This window comes from Myroides pelagicus (genome assembly GCF_009711055.1).
GTDB lineage: Bacteria > Bacteroidota > Bacteroidia > Flavobacteriales > Flavobacteriaceae > Flavobacterium > Flavobacterium pelagicum.
Window position 1 is genome coordinate 46,729 of record NZ_WMJY01000014.1, and the last position, 22,349, is coordinate 69,077.

Below are 22,349 nucleotides of genomic sequence, written 5' to 3' on the forward strand. Positions count from 1 at the left end.
TAAGGATTATAGCAAAAAAAGGATATGCAAAAGCATATCCCTTTTTGATAAGTATTGTGTATAAGCTTATTTGCTTAAGTACATTTTTCTACGAGAATAGATGTCATAGAATTGATCATCTCTTAGGTTTTCAATAAATAGAATACTCTCTCCAGTTGATTTCATTTCAGGGCCTAATGCTTTATTTACATTTTTAAACTTACTGAAAGAGAATACAGGAGTCTTAATAGCGTATCCCTTTAAATGAGGATTAAACTCAAAGTCAGTTACTTTGTTATGTCCTAACATTACTTTCGTTGCGTAGTTTACATAAGGTTCTCCATATGCTTTAGCAATGAAAGGAACTGTTCTTGATGCTCTTGGGTTTGCTTCAATGATGTAAACGATATCATCTTTGATTGCAAATTGAATATTGATTAGTCCAACTGTTTTTAAAGCTACAGCAATTTTTCTTGTGTGATCTTTAATTTGGTTAAGGACATATTCTCCTAAGTTAAATGGAGGAAGCATAGCGTGGCTATCTCCTGAGTGTACTCCACATGGCTCAATATGTTCCATGATACCAATAATGTGTACATTTTCTCCATCACAAATAGCATCAGCTTCTGCTTCAATAGCTCCAGCTAAATAGTGGTCAAGTAGTAATGAGTTGCCAGGAATAGAGTTTAATAATTCAATTACGTGTTCTTCTAACTCCTTTTTATTGATAACAATTTTCATTCCTTGTCCACCTAATACATAAGAAGGTCTAACTAATAGAGGGAAATCTAGTTTTTCAGCTAGTTGTAATGCTTGTTCTGCAGTTTTAGCAACTCCAAATTGTGGAAACGGGATATTTAGTTCCTCAAGAAGTTTCGAGAAACGACCTCTGTCTTCAGCTAAGTCTAATGCGTCGAAACTAGTACCTAGAATTTTAATTCCATTTTTCTCTAATTTTTCAGCTAGTTTTAAAGCTGTTTGTCCTCCTAATTGTACGATAACGCCTTCAGGTTTTTCGTGTCGAATAATATCGTAAATATGCTCCCAGAATACTGGTTCGAAGTATAATTTATTAGCTGTATCAAAGTCAGTAGAAACGGTCTCTGGGTTACAGTTAATCATAATTGTTTCGTACCCACATTCCTCAGCAGCTAATACTCCGTGAACACATGAATAGTCAAATTCAATACCTTGACCAATACGGTTAGGACCAGAACCTAATACAATTACTTTCTTCTTGTCACTAACGATACTTTCATTTGAAACATAACGTGTACCATCAGGTCTTTCGATTTCTGCCTCAAAAGTAGAATAGTAGTATGGTGTTTTTGCAGGGAATTCAGCAGCACAAGTATCAACTAATTTGAATACACGATTGATATTCATTTCATCTCTAAGTGTGTGTACTTTACTCTCTAAAGTATTAAGCATATGTGCGATTTGTCTGTCTGCAAATCCTTTTTGTTTTGCCTCCAGTAATAAATCTTTAGGTAAAGTTTCGAGTGTGTATTTAGAAATCTCTTTTTCTAAGATATAAAGCTCTTCGTATTGTTTTAAGAACCACATATCTATTTTAGTGATTTCATGTATTCTGCTTAATGGAATTCCGTGTTGAATTGCATCATAGATAACGAAAACTCTATCCCAACTAGCGTGAGTAAGTTTCTCAATAATCTTATCATAGTTCGTGTTTCCTTTACCATCAGCACCTAAACCATTTCGTTTAATTTCTAATGATTGCGTTGCTTTGTGTAAAGCTTCTTGGAATGAACGTCCGATTCCCATTACTTCTCCAACTGATTTCATTTGAAGACCTAATGTTCTGTCTGCACCTTCAAATTTGTCGAAGTTCCAACGAGGTATTTTTACAATTACATAATCTAATGTTGGCTCAAATAAAGCTGAAGTAGATTTAGTAATTTGGTTTTGTAATTCGTCAAGTGTATATCCTAATGCTAATTTAGTAGCAATTTTAGCAATAGGGTAACCTGTAGCTTTAGATGCTAAGGCAGAAGAACGAGATACACGAGGATTGATTTCAATAGCAACGATATCTTCTTTTTCATCTGGTGATACAGCAAATTGTACATTACATCCTCCAGCAAAATTACCGATGCTACGCATCATCTTGATTGATAGGTCACGCATTTTTTGGAACGTTCTATCTGACAATGTCATAGCTGGTGCTACAGTGATACTATCTCCAGTGTGGATACCCATAGGATCCATGTTTTCGATAGTACAGATAATTACTACGTTGTCATTTTTATCACGTAATAATTCTAATTCGTATTCTTTCCATCCTAATAAAGCTTTGTCTATTAAAACTTCGTGGATTGGTGAAGCTTCTAGACCATATGTTAATAAGTCATCAAAATCTTCTTCGTTATGAACGAAAGCGGCTCCTGTTCCTCCTAATGTAAAAGAAGGACGAATAACTAATGGAAATCCAAATTTTTGAGCAATCTCTTTTCCTTCTAGGAAAGATGTAGCTGTACTAGCAGGTGCTGCAGGTACATCTATTTTTTCTAAAAGTTGTTTGAATTGTTCGCGGTCTTCTGTAATATTTATCGCGTTAATATCAACTCCAATCAATCGTACACCAAAGTCTGCCCAGATTCCTTTATCGTCACATTCAAGACATAAATTTAATGCTGTCTGTCCTCCCATAGTTGGTAATACAGCATCAATTTCTGGATGAGCAACAAGAATCTCGATGATTGATCTAGTTGTTAGTGGCTTTAAGTAAATATGATCTGCCATTGAAGGGTCAGTCATAATTGTTGCAGGGTTTGAGTTAATTAATATTACATTAATTCCCTCTTCTCTTAAAGATCTAGCAGATTGTGAACCTGAGTAATCGAATTCACAAGCTTGTCCAATAATGATTGGTCCTGAACCAATGATAAGTACTGTTTTGATTGAGTTGTCCTTAGGCATTTTCTGTGTTGTTTTATTACTTTAAAAAAATAAACAAAATAATTGAATTAAAAAAGATAAAGTAAGTTTAGTGTTGTTGTGTAATTGTATGTGTGCGTTAAGACTGAGTATAAAAAAAGGCGTTACGAATAATAGTAACACCTTCATTAATGCTTTCTTAAAACATTATTTTTTATGTCTTGTTTCACAAGAAACAGTCAATTTATGTCTTCCTTTAGCTCTTCTAGCAGCTAATACTTTTCTACCGTTTGGAGTAGACATTCTATCCATGAAACCATGTTTGTTTCTTCTTTTTCTATTTGATGGTTGAAACGTTCTCTTGCTCATTGCTTTTATCTTTAAATCTTAAATTTTACTATCTCTTCCTCAGCTTTGATAGATACGTATCTTCAAAACCGAGTGCAAATATATAAAGTCTTTTTTCTCTTACAAAACCTTTTTTAAAAATATTTTACTTTTTGTTATTTGATAACGATCTATTCTTTTAGTGTTTTTTTGTTTTAATTAATGTTAATTTATTGTTGTATAATTATTAACTTTGCGTATTTAATTTAATTGTTATTTGTTTTTTAGTGAATTTAAGATTGTTTGGTCGTTTGTTAGTAAACAGTGGTAAGTATTTTTTGTATTTTCTTCTTGTTTTTTTCGTAGGTAGAGTATCCTTTCTTATTACATATGGTAACATGGAAGAGCTTTTTTCCTATAAATTTGGGGTGCTCATGTCTTTTCTTGTCGGAGCTCGTTTTGATATATCTGTTATCTGCTATGGTTTTCTTCCTGTAGTATTGTTTTGTCTGATAGCTTTATTTATCCCAAGGCGCTTTAATGATAGTTTTAGTTCTTTTTTTGCTAAGTTTATCAAATATTATTTGTTACTCCTTCTAATATCTTTTTTGTCTTTTATCATAATAGATTATTTCTTTTATTTGTTTTTTCAGTCACATATCAACATACTTTTCTTTGGTGTTTTTGATGACGATACTGTTGCAGTACTTAATTCTGTATGGGAGGATTATCCTATTGGGAAAATTGTATTAACGTATTTAATAGTTATTGCAGGTCTATTGTACACTGCGCATTTAGTAAGTAATTCAAGTACTAAACCGATTCAATTAAGAAGTAAAACTTTAGTACTTATCTTAATCTTATTTTTTCCTTTGTTCTTTGTTGGTATGCGCGGGAGTACTGGTACATTTACATTGCGAAGAGAGCATACAAACATAACGGATAATGAATTTGTAAATTCACTGTGTTATAATGCTTTATATAGCTTAAAGTTTGCTAATTCTGAACGTAGAGATAATCAAATCATTCCTGATATTCCTCGGGAACTGGAAATTATGGGCTATGAGAATTGGAATCAGGCATGTAATGCATATAGAGAAGGGGAAGGCAAGTTGTTTGATAACTCTCTCCATTCGAATACTCGTTTTAATACATACCTACAACAAAACCCCCCTAATGTTATTTTTGTGCAAATGGAGAGTATGAGTACTCATTATTTTGACATGAATTCAAAAGAGTTAAACTTATTGGGTGATTTAGTAGATGAATTACCTAATCTATATTACTTTAAGAATAGTTTGTCTTCTTTTAATGGTACAATTCAAACTTTAGAAAATTTTTTGGTAGGTACGCCTAAAACTATTATCTCTCAATCTATGTATTTTGATACTCCGTTTAGTTCTGCTATCACTTTACCATTTAAAAAAAAGGGTTATGATGCGTATTTTTTAACTGGAGCCAATATTTCATGGAGAAATATTGATAAAATGCTCCAGCAACAAGGATTTGATTATATTGAAGGAAGAAATCATCTTTTAAATATCTATCCAGATGCTGAAGAGTTCGCTTGGGGGGTGCACGATGGGTATTTGATGGATTATATCATGACAAAGCTCAATGAGAATAGTGGTAAGCCAAAGTTTATTTTTGGACTGACTATTAGTAATCATACACCATTTGAGGTCCCTAGTAGTTATGAGTCTTATCCAATTATGATGCCTGATAGTCTTAAAGTACAAATTAGAGTAGATGAAGAAATTGCTTATGCGAACTTTTATTCTCATCAATACGGTGCTTCTATGTTGGCGAAATTGATTAAAATGGTCAGAGAATCTCCTTATGGTGAGAATACTATTATTGCTGCTTCAGGTGATCATAATATTCGTCAAGTTTTTGAATATACAGATGAAGAAGGTTTTCTAAAAAGGAGTGTACCTATTTTATTTTATATTCCAGAGAAGTATAAGCCTAAGTACGTTGATGTAGAGCGATTATCTTCTCATAAAGATATCTTTCCTACTTTATTTAATTTAAGCCTCTCTGATGCTTCTTATACTTATACTGGAGATGATTTGTTTAGTGATGCTTCTCAATATCACTTTGCTGTTAATGACTATGGTTTTATCGCTGATTCGATTGGTGCTATAGCTTATCATAATAATCAGCCCTATTATTATACTTGGACCCAGGCATTCTCTAAACGAAAATTGAAAGTTGATAATATAAATAGTCCACATGCTAAGTATATGTTAGAGAAATTAAGATCTTATACGACAATTCGGGTGCTTCAGGTCTATAAAGATATTAATGCTTATCAGGAAAGAAAAGAACAGATTTCAAGTGTTCCACAGACTCTTTAATTAATATAGCTAGTGCATTGAGAGCATATGTTTTACTTATCTACTCTTAGTATTGTAAAATGTTTCTAAATAATATAAAAATAATAGACGGGATATTCACAAACTTTATTTATCTTAGCCCTCGAATTATTCTTGTTGAGAGAATAATATATTATCAACAAAGAGAGGTTATACTTAGTTGTATATGAAAAGGGAATCGTGTGAAAATCACGAACTGTCGCGCAACTGTAAGTAATAGCAAGTTCTTTATCCATTGCAAATCCACTGTCTAATCTAGTAGTAGATGGGAAGGAAGATAAAGAATATTACGAGTCAGGAGACCTGCCTATCTTTAGTAGACCATGCTTTCGCGGTTTAGAGCTCATGTCATAGTTGATGGTTATTTATATTTTGTATGTCACACTTACTAGTGTGTATGTACTTTGTGTAACATATACTTTCTACTATTCTTAGTTTTATCCGTTTATTTATCGTCTAGTAAAGAACTTATTTGTATATGGGTATATATCAATGGCTGTGTTTTTGGTTGTTGTTTATATATGATCTGTATCTAATGCTCTTTGTGTTATTGCTATATATTTATGTACGAAATGAAACTAAAATACTGTTGTATTGAATTAAAATATTGACGATTATAAATTTTGTAAGCATCTTACATTTTTTAGTTTTTGGTAGAAAATAGCTCTTTAATTAGAGCTATTTTTGTTTGTTGTTAACCAGATTAAATGAAAAAGCCTATCGTGGCTGATAGGCTTTTCTCAAAAAACTAGAAGGTTAAAATAATCAACAATAAATATGATTATATGATAGTTGACTTACTATGAGTCATATTATCCTGGTATCTGTGACCTGTTCGATAGCGAACGTGGTTGGCGATATGATCACCTACTGCATTGGTTGTATAAGTAGTGTCAGTTGCCAAGTCTGGCGTAAGTATCCCTTGGTTGATTGCGTGTAATACAGCATCTCTAATTGCATCTGCTGCATCGTGTTCTCCTAAGTGGTCAAGCATCATGGCCCCACTTAAGATTGATGCAATAGGATTGGCTATCCCTTTATTTTTAGCCTGTGGATAAGATCCGTGAATAGGTTCAAACAATGCAGTTTTGTCTCCGATTGAAGCGGAAGGTAATAGTCCAATTGACCCTCCTATAACACTAGCTTCATCTGAAATAATATCACCAAACATATTCTCCGTCAAAATAACATCAAACTGCTTAGGGTTTAAGATTAATTGCATAGCTGCATTGTCGACAAACATATAGTCTACTTCTACAGTTGGGTATTGAGTTGCTAATGACTGAACTACTCTTCTCCATAATCTTGAAGTTTCTAAAACATTTGCTTTGTCAATCAATGTTAATTTGTTGTTCCTTTTTACGGCTGATTGAAAAGCCAAATGAGCAATGTTTTCTATTTCTTCTTGAGTATAAGTGCAGGTGTCAGTAGCAACTCTTCCATCTGAGGATATCTTCTTGTCTCCAAAATATATCCCACTAATTAGTTCACGAAATATTATTAAATCAGTGTGTTGAATAATCTCTGTTCGCAATGGACTTTTATCCAATAGCTTTTTATATGCTTTGACAGGTCTAACGTTAGCAAATAGACCAAGTTCTTTGCGTAAAGCCAATAGCCCTTGTTCAGGTCTTACTGCAGCATTAGGATCATTGTCATACTTTGGATCACCAATGGCTCCAAATAAGACTGCATCAGCCTGCTTACATGCTTCTATAGTTTGTAGAGGCAATGGTTCATTGGTTTGGTCGATAGCGATTGCTCCAATTAATGCTTGTTGATATTGTAGTTCAAATACATAAGTCTGTGCGACTGCATCTAATACTTTTATTGTTTCGTTGATTACTTCAGGACCAATTCCATCTCCTGAAAGTACTGCAATTTGATAATTCTTTGTCATAACATTTTTCTTTGGTGGGTTTGCTCGTAAGCCTCTATTTTACTTTTTTGACTGAGTAAATAGTCAATATCATCATAGCCATTGAGTAAACAAATCTTCTTATAGGGGTCTAGATCAAAACTTTCTACATGCTTATTGACCTCTATTGTTTGGTTTGCGACATCTACTATGATGGTGGTCTCTGAATTTTGTTCAATTTCTTGGAGTAAGTAGCGCAGATATTCTGGACTAACAGTAATTGGTAACAACCCATTATTGAGTGCATTACCTTTAAAAATATCTGCAAAATAACTACTTACTACAACTTTAAAACCATAATCTGTTAATGCCCATGCAGCGTGTTCTCTACTACTACCACAACCAAAGTTGTTTCCGGCAATTAGAATTTCTCCTTTATATGTTGAATCATTTAGAATGAAGTTCTTTTTCGGTTTGTTTGTTTCGTCATAGCGCCAATCTCTAAATAAATTCTCTCCAAATCCTTCTTTATTGATGCTCTTTAAAAAGCGAGCAGGAATTATTTGATCGGTATCTATATTTTCTGTAGCTAATGGTATAGCTGTTGACTCTAATTTAATTAATGCTTGCATACTCTCTCATTTTTGCATAAGTGATTTTCCCTTCTATCGCTACTATAGCAGCTGTTAATGGGCTAGCTAATAAGGTACGTGCTCCTTGACCTTGTCTTCCTTCGAAATTTCGGTTTGAAGTTGATACACAATATTCTTGTGCTGGTATTTTGTCATCGTTCATTGCTAGACAAGCAGAACAACCTGGTTGTCTAATTACAAAACCTGCATTCTCAAATATTTGGTCCAAACCTTCTGCTTTTATCTGTTGAATGACTTGCTGGGATCCAGGAACGATAAGTGCGTTAATCTCCTTTGCTTTTGTTTTCCCTTTTATGTAATTGGCTGCAATTCTAAAGTCTTCTATGCGTGCATTCGTACAACTACCTATAAAAACGTGTTGTATTGGAATACTTTCTACTGTTTGTCCTTCTGTAAGCCCCATATATTCTAAAGCTTTTTTCTCCGAATTGTTTTTACTCGTCGGAATTACTGCTTCAACAGAAATTCCCATACTTGGATTTGTACCATAGGTAATCATCGGTTGTATGTCTTCTGCTTTAAAGTGATACTCTCTGTCAAATTGCGCCTCCGCATCAGTAGGTAAAGTTTTCCAGTACGCAACGCTTTTTTCCCAAGCGATACCTTTAGGGGCAAATGACCTTCCTTCTAGGTAGGCAAATGTTGTTTGATCGGGTGCTATCATTCCTCCACGAGCTCCCATTTCGATGCTCATGTTACATACAGTCATTCTACCTTCCATACTCATTTCTTCAAATACATTTCCCGCATACTCACAGAAATAGCCTGTACCAGCATCAGTCCCTATTTGTGCTATGATATATAGAATGACGTCCTTTGGCTGTACATGTGGTGCTAATGAGCCATGTACATTTATGCGCATTGACTTTGGTTTGTTTATTAGTATACATTGACTAGCGAAAACTTGAGCAACTTGACTTGTTCCTATTCCAAATGCAATTGATCCAAATGCACCATGTGTAGAGGTGTGACTATCCCCACAGACAATACTCATTCCTGGTTGGGTTATTCCTAATTCAGGAGCGATAATATGCACAATTCCTTGATTTTTATGACCTAATCCGTATAAGGTTATATTGTTCTCTTGACAGTTAATAGCTAATTGTTCTACTTGTTGTCTAGATAAGATATCCTTAATCGGTTGATCCTGATTCAATGTAGGTACATTGTGATCGACTGTCGCAATAGTTTGCTCAGATCGGTAAATTGGTATTTCTCGTTTTTTTAGTTCATCAAATGCTTGTGGACTAGTTACTTCGTGAATTAAGTGTTTATCGATATATAGTATTTGTGGACCGTTATCAATTTGTTCTACTATGTGTGCGTCCCAAATTTTATCAAATAGTGTTTTTGGTTGTTGAATCATTATTTTTTCTGTTTAGACTGTTTGACTAATTCTTTTGTTTTGTGAAAATGTATGCATAATGGCATGTAAGTCATTTTCGCTTACTTCTTTTTTCACATCAGCTACTTGTAAAAAGTATTGATACAAAAGGTCTAGTTCATTTTTAGTCACATCAAATCCTATGTTTTTAAAGCGGTAGGCTAATGCAGCGCGTCCACTTCTTGCCGTCAAAACAATGGCTGATTCTGTAATTCCCACTTCTCTTGGATCTATTATTTCGTAAGTGTCTCTGCGTTTTATAACTCCGTCTTGGTGTATTCCAGAACTATGAGCAAATGCATTTGCCCCTACAATAGCTTTATTTGGTTGAACGAACATACCCATTGTGCTGGAAGTCAATTGACTGACTTCATTTAATAAGATCGTATTGATATCTGTGTGAAAGCCTAATTCTTGGTGTTGTTTTAAAATCATGACAACTTCTTCTAAGGCAGTGTTTCCTGCTCGCTCTCCAATACCGTTAATGGTACATTCTATTTGTCTAGCTCCATGGACGACTCCACTTATCGCATTAGCTGTAGCCATGCCTAAATCATTGTGGCAATGGCAAGACAATACGATGTTGTCTATTCCTTTTACATGTTGTTTTAGGTATTGAATTTTAGAACCATAATCACTTGGTAAACAATACCCTGTAGTATCTGGTATGTTGATCACTGTAGCTCCTGCTTGTATGACCGTTTCGCAGACTCTCGCTAAGAAAGCATTGTCTGTTCGTCCCGCATCTTCTGCATAGAATTCTACATCATCTACATACTTTTTGGCATAAGCCACAGCCTCAGCAGCACGGTTTAGTATATCCTCTTGAGTTGTGTTGAATTTGTACTTTATATGTGACTCAGATGTACCTATGCCAGTATGTATTCTTGGTTGGTTGGCAAATTCAAGCGCTTGTGCAGCGCATTCAATATCTTTTTTATTAGCACGAGTCAAGGCGCATACTGTAGCTTTATTTACTACTTTTGTGATGGCTTGTACGGCTTCAAAATCTCCAGGACTTGAAATAGGAAAGCCAGCTTCGATTACATCAACACCTAACTCATCGAGTTTTTGCGCGATCGTCAGTTTCTGTTGTTTGTCTAGTTTACATCCAGGTACTTGTTCGCCATCTCTTAAAGTTGTGTCAAAAATCTGTATTTTTTCCGTTTTCATATCCTCTTGTGTTTTAAATATCTTGTAACAAAAGTGTAGATTTGTATTTTATTATTAATTTTAATGTTAAAATAAAATACAATGCCTAAAGAGGTGTTTTATTTGTTCAATCCTTTGAAAACAAAGGGATTATTAACCAAATAATTACAATGTCAAATTCAAATAAAGACGTTCTTTTTGTATTGATTAAGTCTCTTAATCGCTCTGAAAAACGTCAGTTTACTTTATATGTCAATCGCTTGCAAAATAATTCGGAGGCAAAGTTTATTCTTCTTTTTAATGCAATTGAAAAGATGGAATCTTATGATGAACAATTAATTCTAAAACAGGGAATATCGACTAAACAACAGTTGTCCAATCTAAAAGCAAATTTGTATCGTTCAATATTGAGTAGCTTGCGCATGAATCCAAGCAAAAAGAATATTCGCATTCAGATACGGGAACAACTTGACTTTGCTACTATATTGTATCAAAAAGGTCTCCATAAGCAAAGTTTGAAGATCTTAGGTAAAGCTAAAGTACTAGCTTTAGAATTGGAAGAAAAAACACTAGCTTTGGAGATTATTGAACTAGAGAAAGTAATAGAGTCTCAATATATTACGCGTAGTATAGCAGGGCGTGCCGATGAGTTAATCGAGCAATCTGATTATTTAAGTAAACAATATGTCTATGCAACTCGTTTGTCTAATTTGTCATTGAAATTTTATAGTGAAATGTTGGTTTCGGGTTACGCGAAGAGTGATGAGGAAAAAGAGCGAATTACTGCGCTGTTTCGAGATAAGCTATTAGAGATTGATTTAGATAAGCTTAATTTCAGGGAGAAATTGTGGTATTATAAAGCACATGTTTGGCGTTGTTTTTTGATTCAAGATTACCGAGGAGCTTATCGCTATTCGATGTCTTGGGTACAGTTGTTTTATGATAAGCCGAAGATGATACAGAGTCACCCAATTTGGTATTTGAAGGGAAACTCTTATTTGTTTAAGTTAATCTTGATGTTTAAGTCTGTTGAACGATATATTTATTGGAATAATCAATTAGAAGAGGTGATTAATAGTGGGAACTTTCCGCAGTCAGAGAATATTGGTTCACAGGTATTTTTATTGCAATTTAGCAATAAGTTGAATATTGAATTTATCAAACAAACGTATGATGGCAGTCTGCTTTTTGTAAAGCAGTTACAAAGAGGGTTGAATGAATATAAGAATATGATTGATGAACACCATTTTTTGGTCCTGTACTTTAAGGTGGCTGCTTTGTATTTTGGCTATAAGAAATATGATGAATCTCTGGCATATTCTAACAAGATTTTGCATAATACAACCTATGTTGTACAGGAGGATTTATTGTTTCATACGCGTATTTTATCCCTTATGGCGCAATTTGATTCTGGTCAGGATATGCAATACGACAGTTATGTCAAAGCGAATAAAATACTCATGCAGAAGATGAAAAACTTAACGCCTATTCACATTGCTTTGATGAAGTTATTTGATGGTCTTGTTCGTGTGTATCCAAGTGAACAGAAGAAAATGTTTGTATCATTTGTAATAGAAGCGGAAAACTTATTTGAAAATAAGTTTTATCGAAGAAGTATTTTGTATATTGATGTATTGAACTGGGCTAGGAGAAAGATTGGTCTAAATTAATTGCTTTTTTAAGCAAGAGGAAAATGCTGAAAGGTGAAAAAATAATTTGTATTTTTTAATCTAGTGAACAAATGAGTTATCTCGTTCTACTATGTGTTTTTTAGAGTGTTATTAATTTGCGAAAATCTTTTCTTCTTTTAAAACTCATGAGTTGTGCACAACATTTTCGAAAGGAGATATGCGTTTATGTTGCCAAGCTTGCGGAATACTTGCAGAATGCTTGAGGTTTACTGGGCAAGGAAGGGTTTTTTGGCAAGAAAACCTCAAGGATTGTGCTCGTATACCCTACTAATGTCCGTACATAAGAGGACAAAAAAAAGCTACTCGTGTGGAGTAGCTCAATTTTTATATTGATTTTTTTTAGTGCTTGTGTAAGAACGCTTGTCTTTGTAGGAGCGTTTCTTCACTTTCCACATGATTGTCATCAGGTACACAGCAATCTACTGGACATACGGCAGCACACTGTGGTTCATCATGAAATCCTTTACATTCCGTACATTTAGAAGGTACGATATAGTAGAATTCATCAGATACAGGCTCTTGAGCCGCATCTGCATCAACTTCTGATCCATCAGGTAATACGATCTTTCCAGATAGCGCTGTTCCATCTTTATATCTCCAGTCATCTGCCCCTTCGTATATTGCTGTATTTGGACATTCTGGCTCACATGCACCACAATTGATACATTCGTCTGTTATAATGATTGCCATAGCTTATATTTTGTTTTATATGTATTAACTTTGTATGCAAATTTACACCCAAAACTATTCACAAACAAATCAATATGGATTTAGATGTTAAAAAAAATGCATTTGTTAAATTAGGTGGTTTTTTAAGCCAATTTACTACAAATGAATTTATAAAAAACAATGATGTTTGTCATAATGACGATTTTTTTTCTGCTTTTGAACAATTAATTTACAGTTCTGTTCATTACAATGGATGGTTTACAGAAGAACAGGTGATCAGTTCTATTGGTTCGTGGGCGGAAGCATTGACAGAAAAGAATTTGAATCTGTGGACAGCAAGATATGATTTTTCAGCCGAACCACAGAAACGGGTTGGGTTAATCTTGGCGGGTAATATTCCTCTAGTAGGGTTTCACGATTTTATTTCGGTTATCATTAGTGGTAATATTGCAGTTGTAAAATTGTCATCTAATGATCAAAAATTACTGCCTTTCTTAGCAAAATATTTAATTGCTTGTGAACCGATGCTAGCGGATCGTATTGTTTTTACAGAAGGTAAGTTAGATGGATTTGACGCCGTTATTGCTACAGGTAGTAATAATACAGCTAGGTATTTTGATTACTATTTTAGTCAAGTGCCTAATATCATCCGCAAGAATAGAAACTCAGTAGCTATTTTGAATGGGAAGGAGTCTCATGAGGACATGATAGCTTTGGGAAAAGATGTATTCACTTATTACGGTTTAGGGTGCAGAAACGTGTCTAAACTTTTTGTTCCTATTGGATTTGATTTTGATAATTTCTATAAAGGAATGTATGAATATCGAGATGTGATTGAGTACGAGAAATATTCAAATAACTACGATTATAACAAGGCAGTCTTTTTAATGAGTGATTTCAAGATTTTAGATAATGGCTTCTTAACTATAAAAGAAGATCAAGGATACTCGTCTCCGATCTCCTCTGTATTTTTTGAGTATTATGACGATATAGAAATAGTAAAGACACGTCTAAAAACGGATGAGGAAAAAATTCAATGTATTGTATCCAATCAGTTAGTAGAGGGAAGTATTGCTTTTGGACAAACGCAGCGCCCTCAGCTATGGGACTATGCTGATCATGTAGATACAGTTGCTTTTTTACTAGCTTTATAAGATGAGTAGGGTTCATAACTTTTGTGCAGGACCTTGTTTACTGCCAGAAGAGGTGTATAAGCAGGCGGCAGACGCGATTGTAGATTTTCAACAGTCGGGGCTTTCTATTTTGTCTATCTCACATCGCAGCACTGCTTTTTTAGCTGTCTTAGAAGAGGTGAGTCACTTAGCGTTGGAGTTATTAGGTCTCGATCAACAACAGTATGATGTTTTGTTTTTACAGGGTGGAGCAAGTACGGAGTTTTTGCGAATACCTTATAATATGTTGACGACTAATGCAGCTTATATTGATACAGGGGTATGGGCAAGTAAGGCTATTGAGCAAGCAAAGCAGTTTGGTAAGGTAGAAGTAATAGGAAGTTCTGCAGATAGACAGTATTCGTATATACCTCAGGATATACCTCAGGTTAATGGTTGTGACTACTTGCATTTTACTTCGAATAATACGATTTATGGAACACAGTTTTCGGCTGTTCCTCAATCGGATAGCCCAATCGTTAGTGATATGAGTTCAGATGTTTATTCACGGGTATTTGACTATGATAAAATAGATGTGATTTATGCAGGGGCGCAAAAGAATATTGGGCCAGCAGGATTAAGTGTGGTCTTTGTTAGAAAAGGTGTTTTGGGGAATATCACGAGAAAAATACCTAATATGCTTAACTATAAAGAGCACATTGCAAAGGATGGTTTATACCACACAGCAAATGTTTTTGCAATCTATACAACTTTGTTAAACTTGCGTTGGCTTAGAGCAAAAGGAGGTGTTGCGGCAATTGAGAAGATCAATAATCAAAAAGCTGAGATGCTTTATCATGCTTTAGATAGTTTGGATTTTATCCATCCATTAGCGGATAAGGCGCATCGTTCACGGATGAATGTTACTTTTGACTTTAAAGAGAAGGAACAAGGTTATTTATTTGATACACTCTGTCAAGAAGCCAATATTCAAAATATAAAAGGACATAGAGTACTCGGCGGGTATCGAGCATCACTATATAACGCATTGCCACTTGCAAGTGTCGAAGTGTTAGTAGCTGTATTAAATAGAATGAAAGTAAAAGTTTAGTGAATAAGGAAAAAATTGACAGATATAAAAATGAAGATATTAGCAAATGACGGAATACCAGTAGAAGTAAAAAAGGTTTTAGAGCAAAAGGGATATGAGGTTATAGAAGTACGCGTAGCACATGAACAATTAGTCAACTATACTCAAAAAAATGCTATAGAAGGCTTGTTGATACAAAAAGGAACACTGCTAAACAAATCAATGATCAATGAGTTATCTCATCTTAGCGTAGTAATTTTCGCAGGGACCTCTATTGAATTGGAATTGATGGACTATATCACTTCAAAAGGGATACAGGTTATTTGGGCAGAAGAAGCATTAGCTAATGCCACTGCAGAGATGGTGTTTGCACATCTTTTTTCAGGTTGTCGTCTATTGCAAGAATCTAATAGAAATATGCCTTTAGAAGGAGATATAAGTTTCAAATCTCTACAGGAATCTTATAGCACAGGACTTGAGTTAGCTGGAAAGACATTGGGGATTATAGGAATGAATAAAGCAGGGGAATTAGTTGCTCAGAAAGCTTTAGCTTTAGGTATGAACGTATTGTATCACGATAGTAATGTATTAAGTTTAAAAGCAGATTATCTCTTGCCAAATGGAATTAGCTTTCGAGTTGATTTAGATAGTAGTCCGATAGATAAGGTACTTCATGACGCTCATTTCTTGACTGTACATACCCGTCATTTTGAGCGCTATATCATAGGAAAAGAGGAGTTAGAAAGTGCGCATCACTTGATAGGAATAATTAATTGTGCTTATCCAGAAGCAATTAATGAAGTAGCTTTAGTGGATAGGGTAAATGAGGAGCGTATTCTATTTGCTGGAATTGATCGTTTTGAAGAAGAACCGAATCCAGCAATTCAGGTATTAATGCAACCTGCGTTTTCGTTGAGCCCTAATATAAATACTTCAACAGATGAGAGTAAAGTGTTAATTTGGGAAGAAATTATTGAAAAGATGCAATTATTGAGAAATTAATTTAGTAGTTTTAGCCCTACAAAAATTAAAGAAACTATGTTAGAGCAAATCACAAATTTAATTGAACAAGTAAGTTCAAAAGAGATCAGTAATGCTGGAATCTCAACAGATTTAGTAGGAGAAGTAACGAAAGAAACTGGAGACAGTGTAATCAATGGATTCAAAGACAGTATCTCAGGAGGTGACTTAGGAGCATTGACAAGTTTATTAGGTGGAGGAACGTCTAATTTATTATCAAATCCTATGGTTATGGGAATGATTACTAACTTGGTTGGTAGTTTAACTAGCAAATTAGGTTTAGGAGAAGGAATTGCAAATAACTTTGCAACTGCAGTTATCCCTAAGATTATTTCAAGTATAGTAAGCAAGAATAACGATGATGCAGATGGATTCCAATTGACAGATCTATTAAGTAGTTTAGGAGGAGAAAAAGGAATATTAGATTCACTTACAGGAGGAAAAGAAGGTCTTGGAGGAGCAGCAGACTTATTGAAAGGACTTTTTTAATCTGAAAACAAAGTAAAGAGATATAGAGCAACTGTTAATTACAGTTGCTTTTTTTGTTTATATTCGTTAAAAAAAGAAATGACTTTAAAAGCAGTGTGGAGTGATTTTATCACTTTTTTGAAAAAACCGAATTTGCGAACAGTAGATTTGACATGGGTAGATAAGACGAAGTTTACTTTAGCCTTGTGGGGAGTAAGTCTTGTGTTTATTGTTCTGCTAGGTAGCTTGATAGAATTGATTGTTGAAATACCAGAGCCTGATATGTTTGATATTGCTCTTGAAAAATTAGGAATTCCTGCTTTTATTGCTTTTGTTGTTTTAGTGGGGCCATTGTTTGAGGAAATTGTATTTCGTTCCCCATTGCGTTTTCGCGTATCTTCCCTGATAATTTCTAGTTTGTTTCTTGTTCTTTTTATAATTGGTTTGCTAGATTCGATTACAGGTGTATTGGGTTATATTTTACTTGGAGTAGTTGCCGCTTTATTTTTTATAGGTGTACACTTTTTGACGAAGAAAAAAGAGCAGAGTGAGCAGCTTTATACTCGTTATTATCCATATATATTTTATGGAATTAGTTTACTTTTTGGCTATATTCATATAACTAATTTTGAAGATATATCGACAAGAATACTTTTGTTATCTCCTTTAGTGATTTTTCCTCAATTTGTTTTAGGACTGGGGATTGGGTATGTGCGAGTGCGTTATGGGTTTTGGTATGGTTGCTTGTTTCACGTTGTTAATAACGCAATAGCTATATCGATGTTCTTTTTAGAAGATAAGTTTCTATAGGGGTATTTTAACATTAATAGATATAAAGGTCTCAAAGAAAAAGTGATAACTTTGATTGACTCAACTTTAAAAGATAATGATATGAATAGTATTCACTGGCATACGAAGTTATTTGACGAATTAACTGTCAATGAACTTTATGATATATTGCGTTTGCGCACTGATATTTTTGTAGTAGAGCAGAACTGTGCATATCCAGAGTTAGACAATAAAGACAAGAAGTGTTTACATGTATTTGCAACTTTGCAAAATCAAGTGATTGCTTGTGCACGTATAGTTCCTCCGGGCTTGAGTTATCCGCAAATATCCATCGGTCGTGTAGCTGTAGATGTTACTCATCGAAAAGATGGTATGGGAAGAACACTGATGCAACATGCATTGCTAAAGATTATAGAAGAATTTGGTCCACAAGATATTCAAATTGGTGCTCAATGCTATTTGAAAGACTTCTATGGCTCTTTTGGATTCGAACCTGCTTCAGCTGATTATTTAGAAGATGGTATTCCCCATTTAGATATGATACGAAAGGCTTCGGTCTATGATATATAAAGTAAAACGTCTCTTTTAAAGAGACGTTTTATTTTATTATACTTTTTTGAGCTTCCACTTTCCTCTTTTGAAAAGAATAAAAGCTAGGATAGCAATAATGGTTTCAGATGCCGGTATAGCGATAAATGTACCTGTTGGTCCCATGTCTAAGTTATAAGTAAGAATATAGGCAAGCGGAATCTGAAAAATCCAAAAGCCTATAATATTGATGATGGTAGGTGTTATTGTATCACCTGCTCCATTGAATGCATTCATTAAGGTCATTCCAATGCCGTAAACGATAAATCCTATAGCCCCAATGTACATAGCCTCTTTTGCTATGGTTTTGATAGCTTCGTCTGTTGTAAAGAAGGAAGCGAGTATCTCCGCCATCGTAAAGAAAATAACAGTGACGATAGCCATATAGATGATGTTGTACTTGAGGGTAACAAGAACAGATTGATAAGCCTTATTAGGGTTTTTATCACCAAGATTTTGTCCTACAAGGGTTGAAGCTGCGTTACTTAATCCCCAAGCAGGTAGGATAAAGAATACTAATAGACGCAAGCAAGTTAGGAAACCAGACGAGCCAACTTCTCCACCGCTATGTGCTACAATGCGTGCTAAGATAACCCAGCTGCAAGTAGCTATCATATATTGAACCATGCCTGGTACAGCTATTTTGATAATATTCCACAGCATATTCCATTGAAGTTTGAAGTAACTCCATTTAAGCTGAATCAAAGAATCTTTACGTGTCAAGTAATAAATTTGATAACCTACTCCTAGGCTTCGACCGATTGCTGTAGAGTAGGCTGCTCCATCTAGTCCCATCTCTGGGAATATCCACCAGCCGCGTACCATGATAGGACATAAGATTATATTAATAAGGTTTCCGAACCATAGACTTTTCATAGCAAGAGCAGAGTTACCTACTCCTCGAAAAATACCATTAATTAGGAATAAAAGCATAATAGAAATAGAGCTGACAAGTAAGATACGTGTGTAGCTATATCCGTAGGTTGCAGCTTCTTCTGAGGCCCCCATCCACAATAACCATTCTTTTGCATAGATAAACCCTGTGATACTCAAAATAAGAGTGATAAAAATCGATAGGGAGATTGCTTGTGCAGCATTCTGAGCTGCTTTGATTCTATCTTTCTCTCCTATTCTCCTAGCGACAATAGCAGTTGCAGCCATACTGATGCCAATACAGATAGCATAGATAATAGATAAGAGTGATTCCGTCAATCCAACACTTTGAATAGCATAAGCACTTTCTTTTAAATGGCCAACGAAGTATAAATCTACCAAGGCAAAGATAGATTCCATTAGCATTTCAAACATCATCGGAAGAGCTAATAGAAATACAGCCTTCTTGATAGGCATATTAGTCAAATCAAAGTTTTCATTGGAGAATGATTGTTTTGTCAGTTGCCATAAACTGTTGTTATCTGAAGATTGTATCGTTTGGTTTTCCATAATAAACTGTAACGTATAAAAAGTATTCGTCATTTGATTATTTACAAATGAACAAAGCCGTACAAAAGTAAGGGATTAATCAACTTTACAAATTGAAAATTTAGCGAAATAATTTAGCAATTGTATAACAAATGAGTTGGCTTAGTACCTAAGTAGTCAAGAGCTGAAAATGTTAAAATAAAATGTGTTTAATTTTGTAACATTTAGTGAGTTAAAGTATCTAAATAGTAAAAGAAATAAGATGGAAAAGAAAGAAAAGTTTGAATCACTTTATAACACTTATTGGCAAACGGTTTACAGAGTTACTTTAGGATATGTGACAAATGAGGATTGGGCTAAAGACATTACCCAAGATACTTTCATTGCGATTTGGAATCAAATGGACAGTTTCAGAGGAGATTCTTCTATCAATACTTGGATATATCGTATAGCTGTAAATAACTGTTTGAGACAGTTGCAACGAAGTAAGAAGATAGTTTTTCAATCTGAAATAAGTGAAAGACACTCAAAGGAGGAAGTAGAGTATGATGAGTTAGATACGACAGCTCTATTAGCCTGTATAGCGAGCTTACCACCAATGAGTAGGTTGATTATATCATTGCATTTAGAAGGTTTAAATCAGAGGGAAATAGCAGAGGTTGTAGGAGTATCACATGCTAATGTGAGAGTTAAAATACATCGTATTAAAGATGATCTATATCAAAAAATTAAAAAATATGAAGACGAATAACGATTTAGAAAAATTGTGGAAAACAAAGGTTAATTCACAACGAATAAATGAAGTGGAATTAGCGATCAAGCAAAATGAGCAACAACAGAAACGAGTACGTTGGTATGTAGGAATAATAGGTACGTTGACATTAGCTTATTTTTGTTGGTTATATAATATGACTACATCAAGCTTACTCATTACAAAGTTAGGTCTGATTGTAGCTATATTGGCTGTCCTTGGATATATAGGGGTGTTTGTTTACTTACAACGTCAACACTATCGAGTAGAAGGTCAATTATCAACGGATAGTGTAAATTATCTTAAAGCGTTAAGAAATCAGATGAATAGAAATAAATGGCTAGCGAGAATAGTATATCCTATTTATGCTGTTGTACTATTAATAGGTATCGTCTTGGGAACTTATGAATATACAGCCACTATTGAGCCGATTTGGCGTATAGGTATTTATGTTGTTTTGGGCGTCTGGGTTGTTATCTCTCTTAATATGATGATTGCTTTTAAGCAAAAACAGGAGAATCGAATAAGGAACTTAATTGAAGATATCGAGAATAGTATAAAATAGAATATAATTCTCAACAGTTGAAAAAATATAGAACCAGCTTATTTAAAGCTGGTTTTTTTATGTATTAGAATCGCAAATTATGAAAAATACTATTTAGATAACTATTTAGGCATAAAAATTGCAAGTAGCAAACTAAAGAATTGATTATGAAGGAAACCCCTTATAAACATAGGGGGTTAATCTATGCTGACTACTAGATACTTCTTCTTATAGATTAAGGTAGTAGGTTTTTTAGCAAGTGCAAAAAGTTATTTTAATGAAAAAAAGTTTTTTTTTAATTGCAGTAGGAACCCAAGTGTTAGGGCTAACGCATGGTTATTCTCAAACGCCAGCTTCTTTTTCGAATGAAGGTGTGGTGTATGTTTCTCCAAATGAAGTAGTATCAGTTGTAGGAGAGTTCGTTAATAAAGAAAATGGAAATTTTAAAACGGATGGAACAATTTATTACCAGAGTGATTTCACCAATGAGAATTTGTATTATTCTTCTGATGGAGTGGATTCAGGACGTACTGTTTTTGGGTCAAATGAAGGAAAACCAGCAGTTCAAACTATTGCTGGAAGTAAAGTGACAGAATTACATCACGTAGTTTTTAATAATTCAACAGCTAATGAAGCTTTTAATGTATTAGGAGATTTAAGCATTTCTGGTGAAGCTGATTTTCAAAAAGGAATAGTTAAAGTAGATTCTCTTAAAGGTGGAGCGGTTACTTTCTTAGAAAAGAGTTCGTGGAAGAATGCTTCTGATCAAAGTCATATCACAGGAAAAGTAGAAAAGGAAGGTAGAGAGACATTTGCTTTTCCGATAGGTAATAAAGGGAAGTTTAGATATGCGAAGATTAGTGCTCCACAAAACAAGAAAGATGTTGCCAATGGTGAGTATACATTAAAGGATAAAGCTTTTTTTGCTATTCGAGAGAATAAAGAGGAGATTATTGAATTAATTAATACAAATGAATATTGGTTAGTTGATCTAAACAGCAATGCGAAAAGCACCATCATGGTTACCTTGAGTTGGGCAGATGATACGACGCTCAAGGAAATCATTAATTCACCTGATGAATCACTTCACGTAATTCGTTGGGATAAGAAAAAACAAATGTGGGTAGATGAAGGTGGAGCTGTTGATTTGGATGCTCAAGAAGTAACAACTATTGCTGATGTGAAAGGGTATGGATTCTTTACTTTGGCTAGAGTGAAGAATACGGATATAGGTGATGGGGATATTAAGATCTACAACTTCGTTAATGCTAATGGAGGAGACTATAATGATTATTTCAGAATTGAAAATATTAATAAATATCCTGATAATACAGTAGAGATTTATAACCGTTGGGGATCACTAGTTTATCAAACAAAAAACTACAATAGTAAAAATAATGTATTTAAAGGATATTCTGAAGGAAAAGGTACGGTCAATAAGAGTGAGAAGTTACCTTCAGGTACTTACTATTATTTGTTGAAGTATAAAGTTTCAGATAAGAAAGGGAATAACATAGTGAAACGTAGTGGATATTTACACTTAGAGAGTAATTAAAAAAAGCAGTAGAAAAGAAAG

At 34.3% G+C, this 22,349-nt stretch carries 19 protein-coding genes and 1 riboswitch; of the genes, 11 read left to right on the forward strand and 8 right to left on the reverse strand.

The features are described from left to right. Positions 1 to 66 precede the first annotated feature (66 nt). Together carB and rpmH are read right to left on the reverse strand one after the other, a co-directional pair. Positions 67 to 2,919: a carbamoyl-phosphate synthase large subunit gene (gene carB / locus GJV77_RS07725; RefSeq protein WP_155035802.1), complete on the reverse strand. Its 2,853-nt coding sequence runs from the start codon at positions 2,917 to 2,919 to the stop codon at positions 67 to 69. A 165-nt stretch (positions 2,920 to 3,084) separates the two neighbouring features. After that, the gene (gene rpmH, locus GJV77_RS07730) at positions 3,085 to 3,246 is read right to left on the reverse strand and encodes a 50S ribosomal protein L34 (RefSeq protein WP_006256972.1); all 162 of its coding nucleotides are present in this window, start codon (positions 3,244 to 3,246) and stop codon (positions 3,085 to 3,087) included. Between the two features lie 392 nt (positions 3,247 to 3,638). On the opposite strand from rpmH, the gene GJV77_RS07735 reads away from it, so the two are divergent. Next, positions 3,639 to 5,564, forward strand: a complete 1,926-nt coding sequence (locus GJV77_RS07735) for an LTA synthase family protein (RefSeq protein ID WP_240142835.1) — start codon at positions 3,639 to 3,641, stop codon at positions 5,562 to 5,564. Between the two features lie 148 nt (positions 5,565 to 5,712). Further along, positions 5,713 to 5,907, forward strand: a riboswitch (cobalamin riboswitch). 456 nt (positions 5,908 to 6,363) lie between these two features. Here the strand turns inward: GJV77_RS07735 and leuB are convergent. From leuB to GJV77_RS07755, 4 genes are read right to left on the reverse strand one after another with little or no spacing between them, the layout of a single operon-like run. Then, the gene (gene leuB, locus GJV77_RS07740; protein ID WP_155035803.1) at positions 6,364 to 7,482 is read right to left on the reverse strand and encodes a 3-isopropylmalate dehydrogenase; all 1,119 of its coding nucleotides are present in this window, start codon (positions 7,480 to 7,482) and stop codon (positions 6,364 to 6,366) included. Then, positions 7,479 to 8,072: a 3-isopropylmalate dehydratase small subunit gene (leuD, locus tag GJV77_RS07745; RefSeq protein ID WP_155035804.1), complete on the reverse strand. Its 594-nt coding sequence runs from the start codon at positions 8,070 to 8,072 to the stop codon at positions 7,479 to 7,481. Before leuD ends, leuB begins: the two co-directional genes overlap by 4 nt. Next, entirely contained in the window at positions 8,056 to 9,459 is a 1,404-nt protein-coding gene (gene leuC, locus GJV77_RS07750; RefSeq protein ID WP_155035805.1) for a 3-isopropylmalate dehydratase large subunit, read from the reverse strand. Before leuC ends, leuD begins: the two co-directional genes overlap by 17 nt. A 12-nt stretch (positions 9,460 to 9,471) precedes the next feature. Further along, the gene (locus tag GJV77_RS07755; RefSeq protein ID WP_155035806.1) at positions 9,472 to 10,650 is read right to left on the reverse strand and encodes a 2-isopropylmalate synthase; all 1,179 of its coding nucleotides are present in this window, start codon (positions 10,648 to 10,650) and stop codon (positions 9,472 to 9,474) included. A 149-nt stretch (positions 10,651 to 10,799) separates the two neighbouring features. Between GJV77_RS07755 and GJV77_RS07760 the strand changes: the two genes are divergently transcribed. Further along, positions 10,800 to 12,299, forward strand: a complete 1,500-nt coding sequence (locus tag GJV77_RS07760) for a hypothetical protein (protein ID WP_155035807.1) — start codon at positions 10,800 to 10,802, stop codon at positions 12,297 to 12,299. A gap of 360 nt (positions 12,300 to 12,659) precedes the next feature. Here GJV77_RS07760 and GJV77_RS07765 read toward each other — a convergent pair whose 3' ends face one another. Continuing rightward, positions 12,660 to 13,010: a 4Fe-4S dicluster domain-containing protein gene (locus tag GJV77_RS07765; RefSeq protein WP_155035808.1), complete on the reverse strand. Its 351-nt coding sequence runs from the start codon at positions 13,008 to 13,010 to the stop codon at positions 12,660 to 12,662. Between the two features lie 74 nt (positions 13,011 to 13,084). Here GJV77_RS07765 and GJV77_RS07770 point away from each other — a divergent pair, with 74 nt between their 5' ends. The 6 genes from GJV77_RS07770 to GJV77_RS07795 all read left to right on the forward strand — a co-directional run bounded on the left by GJV77_RS07770 (position 13,085) and on the right by GJV77_RS07795 (position 18,038). Continuing rightward, entirely contained in the window at positions 13,085 to 14,143 is a 1,059-nt protein-coding gene (locus GJV77_RS07770; protein WP_155035809.1) for an acyl-CoA reductase, read from the forward strand. Position 14,144: 1 nt separating this feature from the next. Then, positions 14,145 to 15,212, forward strand: coding sequence for a 3-phosphoserine/phosphohydroxythreonine transaminase (gene serC / locus GJV77_RS07775; RefSeq protein WP_155035810.1), 1,068 nt, complete (start codon positions 14,145 to 14,147; stop codon positions 15,210 to 15,212). A gap of 30 nt (positions 15,213 to 15,242) precedes the next feature. Beyond that, the gene (locus GJV77_RS07780) at positions 15,243 to 16,193 is read left to right on the forward strand and encodes an NAD(P)-dependent oxidoreductase (protein WP_155035811.1); all 951 of its coding nucleotides are present in this window, start codon (positions 15,243 to 15,245) and stop codon (positions 16,191 to 16,193) included. Between the two features lie 36 nt (positions 16,194 to 16,229). Beyond that, a complete protein-coding gene (locus GJV77_RS07785) occupies positions 16,230 to 16,700 on the forward strand; it encodes a hypothetical protein (RefSeq protein ID WP_155035812.1) in 471 nt (156 codons plus the stop codon). A 78-nt stretch (positions 16,701 to 16,778) separates the two neighbouring features. Then, a complete protein-coding gene (locus GJV77_RS07790) occupies positions 16,779 to 17,489 on the forward strand; it encodes a CPBP family glutamic-type intramembrane protease (RefSeq protein ID WP_155035813.1) in 711 nt (236 codons plus the stop codon). 81 nt (positions 17,490 to 17,570) lie between these two features. Further along, entirely contained in the window at positions 17,571 to 18,038 is a 468-nt protein-coding gene (locus tag GJV77_RS07795; protein WP_155035814.1) for a GNAT family N-acetyltransferase, read from the forward strand. A 36-nt stretch (positions 18,039 to 18,074) separates the two neighbouring features. Here the strand turns inward: GJV77_RS07795 and GJV77_RS07800 are convergent, their stop codons facing one another. After that, a complete protein-coding gene (locus GJV77_RS07800; RefSeq protein WP_155035830.1) occupies positions 18,075 to 19,499 on the reverse strand; it encodes an MATE family efflux transporter in 1,425 nt (474 codons plus the stop codon). 241 nt (positions 19,500 to 19,740) lie between these two features. Here GJV77_RS07800 and GJV77_RS07805 point away from each other — a divergent pair, with 241 nt between their 5' ends. The 3 genes from GJV77_RS07805 to GJV77_RS07815 all read left to right on the forward strand — a co-directional run bounded on the left by GJV77_RS07805 (position 19,741) and on the right by GJV77_RS07815 (position 22,328). Then, positions 19,741 to 20,229 (forward strand): RNA polymerase sigma factor, encoded by a 489-nt coding sequence (locus GJV77_RS07805; protein WP_155035815.1) that lies wholly within the window; start codon positions 19,741 to 19,743, stop codon positions 20,227 to 20,229. Then, positions 20,216 to 20,794 carry a hypothetical protein gene (locus tag GJV77_RS07810; protein WP_155035816.1) on the forward strand — a complete coding sequence of 193 codons (579 nt, stop codon included), beginning with the start codon at positions 20,216 to 20,218 and terminating at the stop codon, positions 20,792 to 20,794. The genes GJV77_RS07805 and GJV77_RS07810 overlap by 14 nt, the downstream gene beginning before the upstream one ends. A 256-nt stretch (positions 20,795 to 21,050) precedes the next feature. Further along, complete coding sequence (locus GJV77_RS07815) at positions 21,051 to 22,328, forward strand: gliding motility-associated C-terminal domain-containing protein (RefSeq protein ID WP_155035817.1); 1,278 nt, start codon at positions 21,051 to 21,053, stop codon at positions 22,326 to 22,328. Positions 22,329 to 22,349 lie beyond the last annotated feature (21 nt).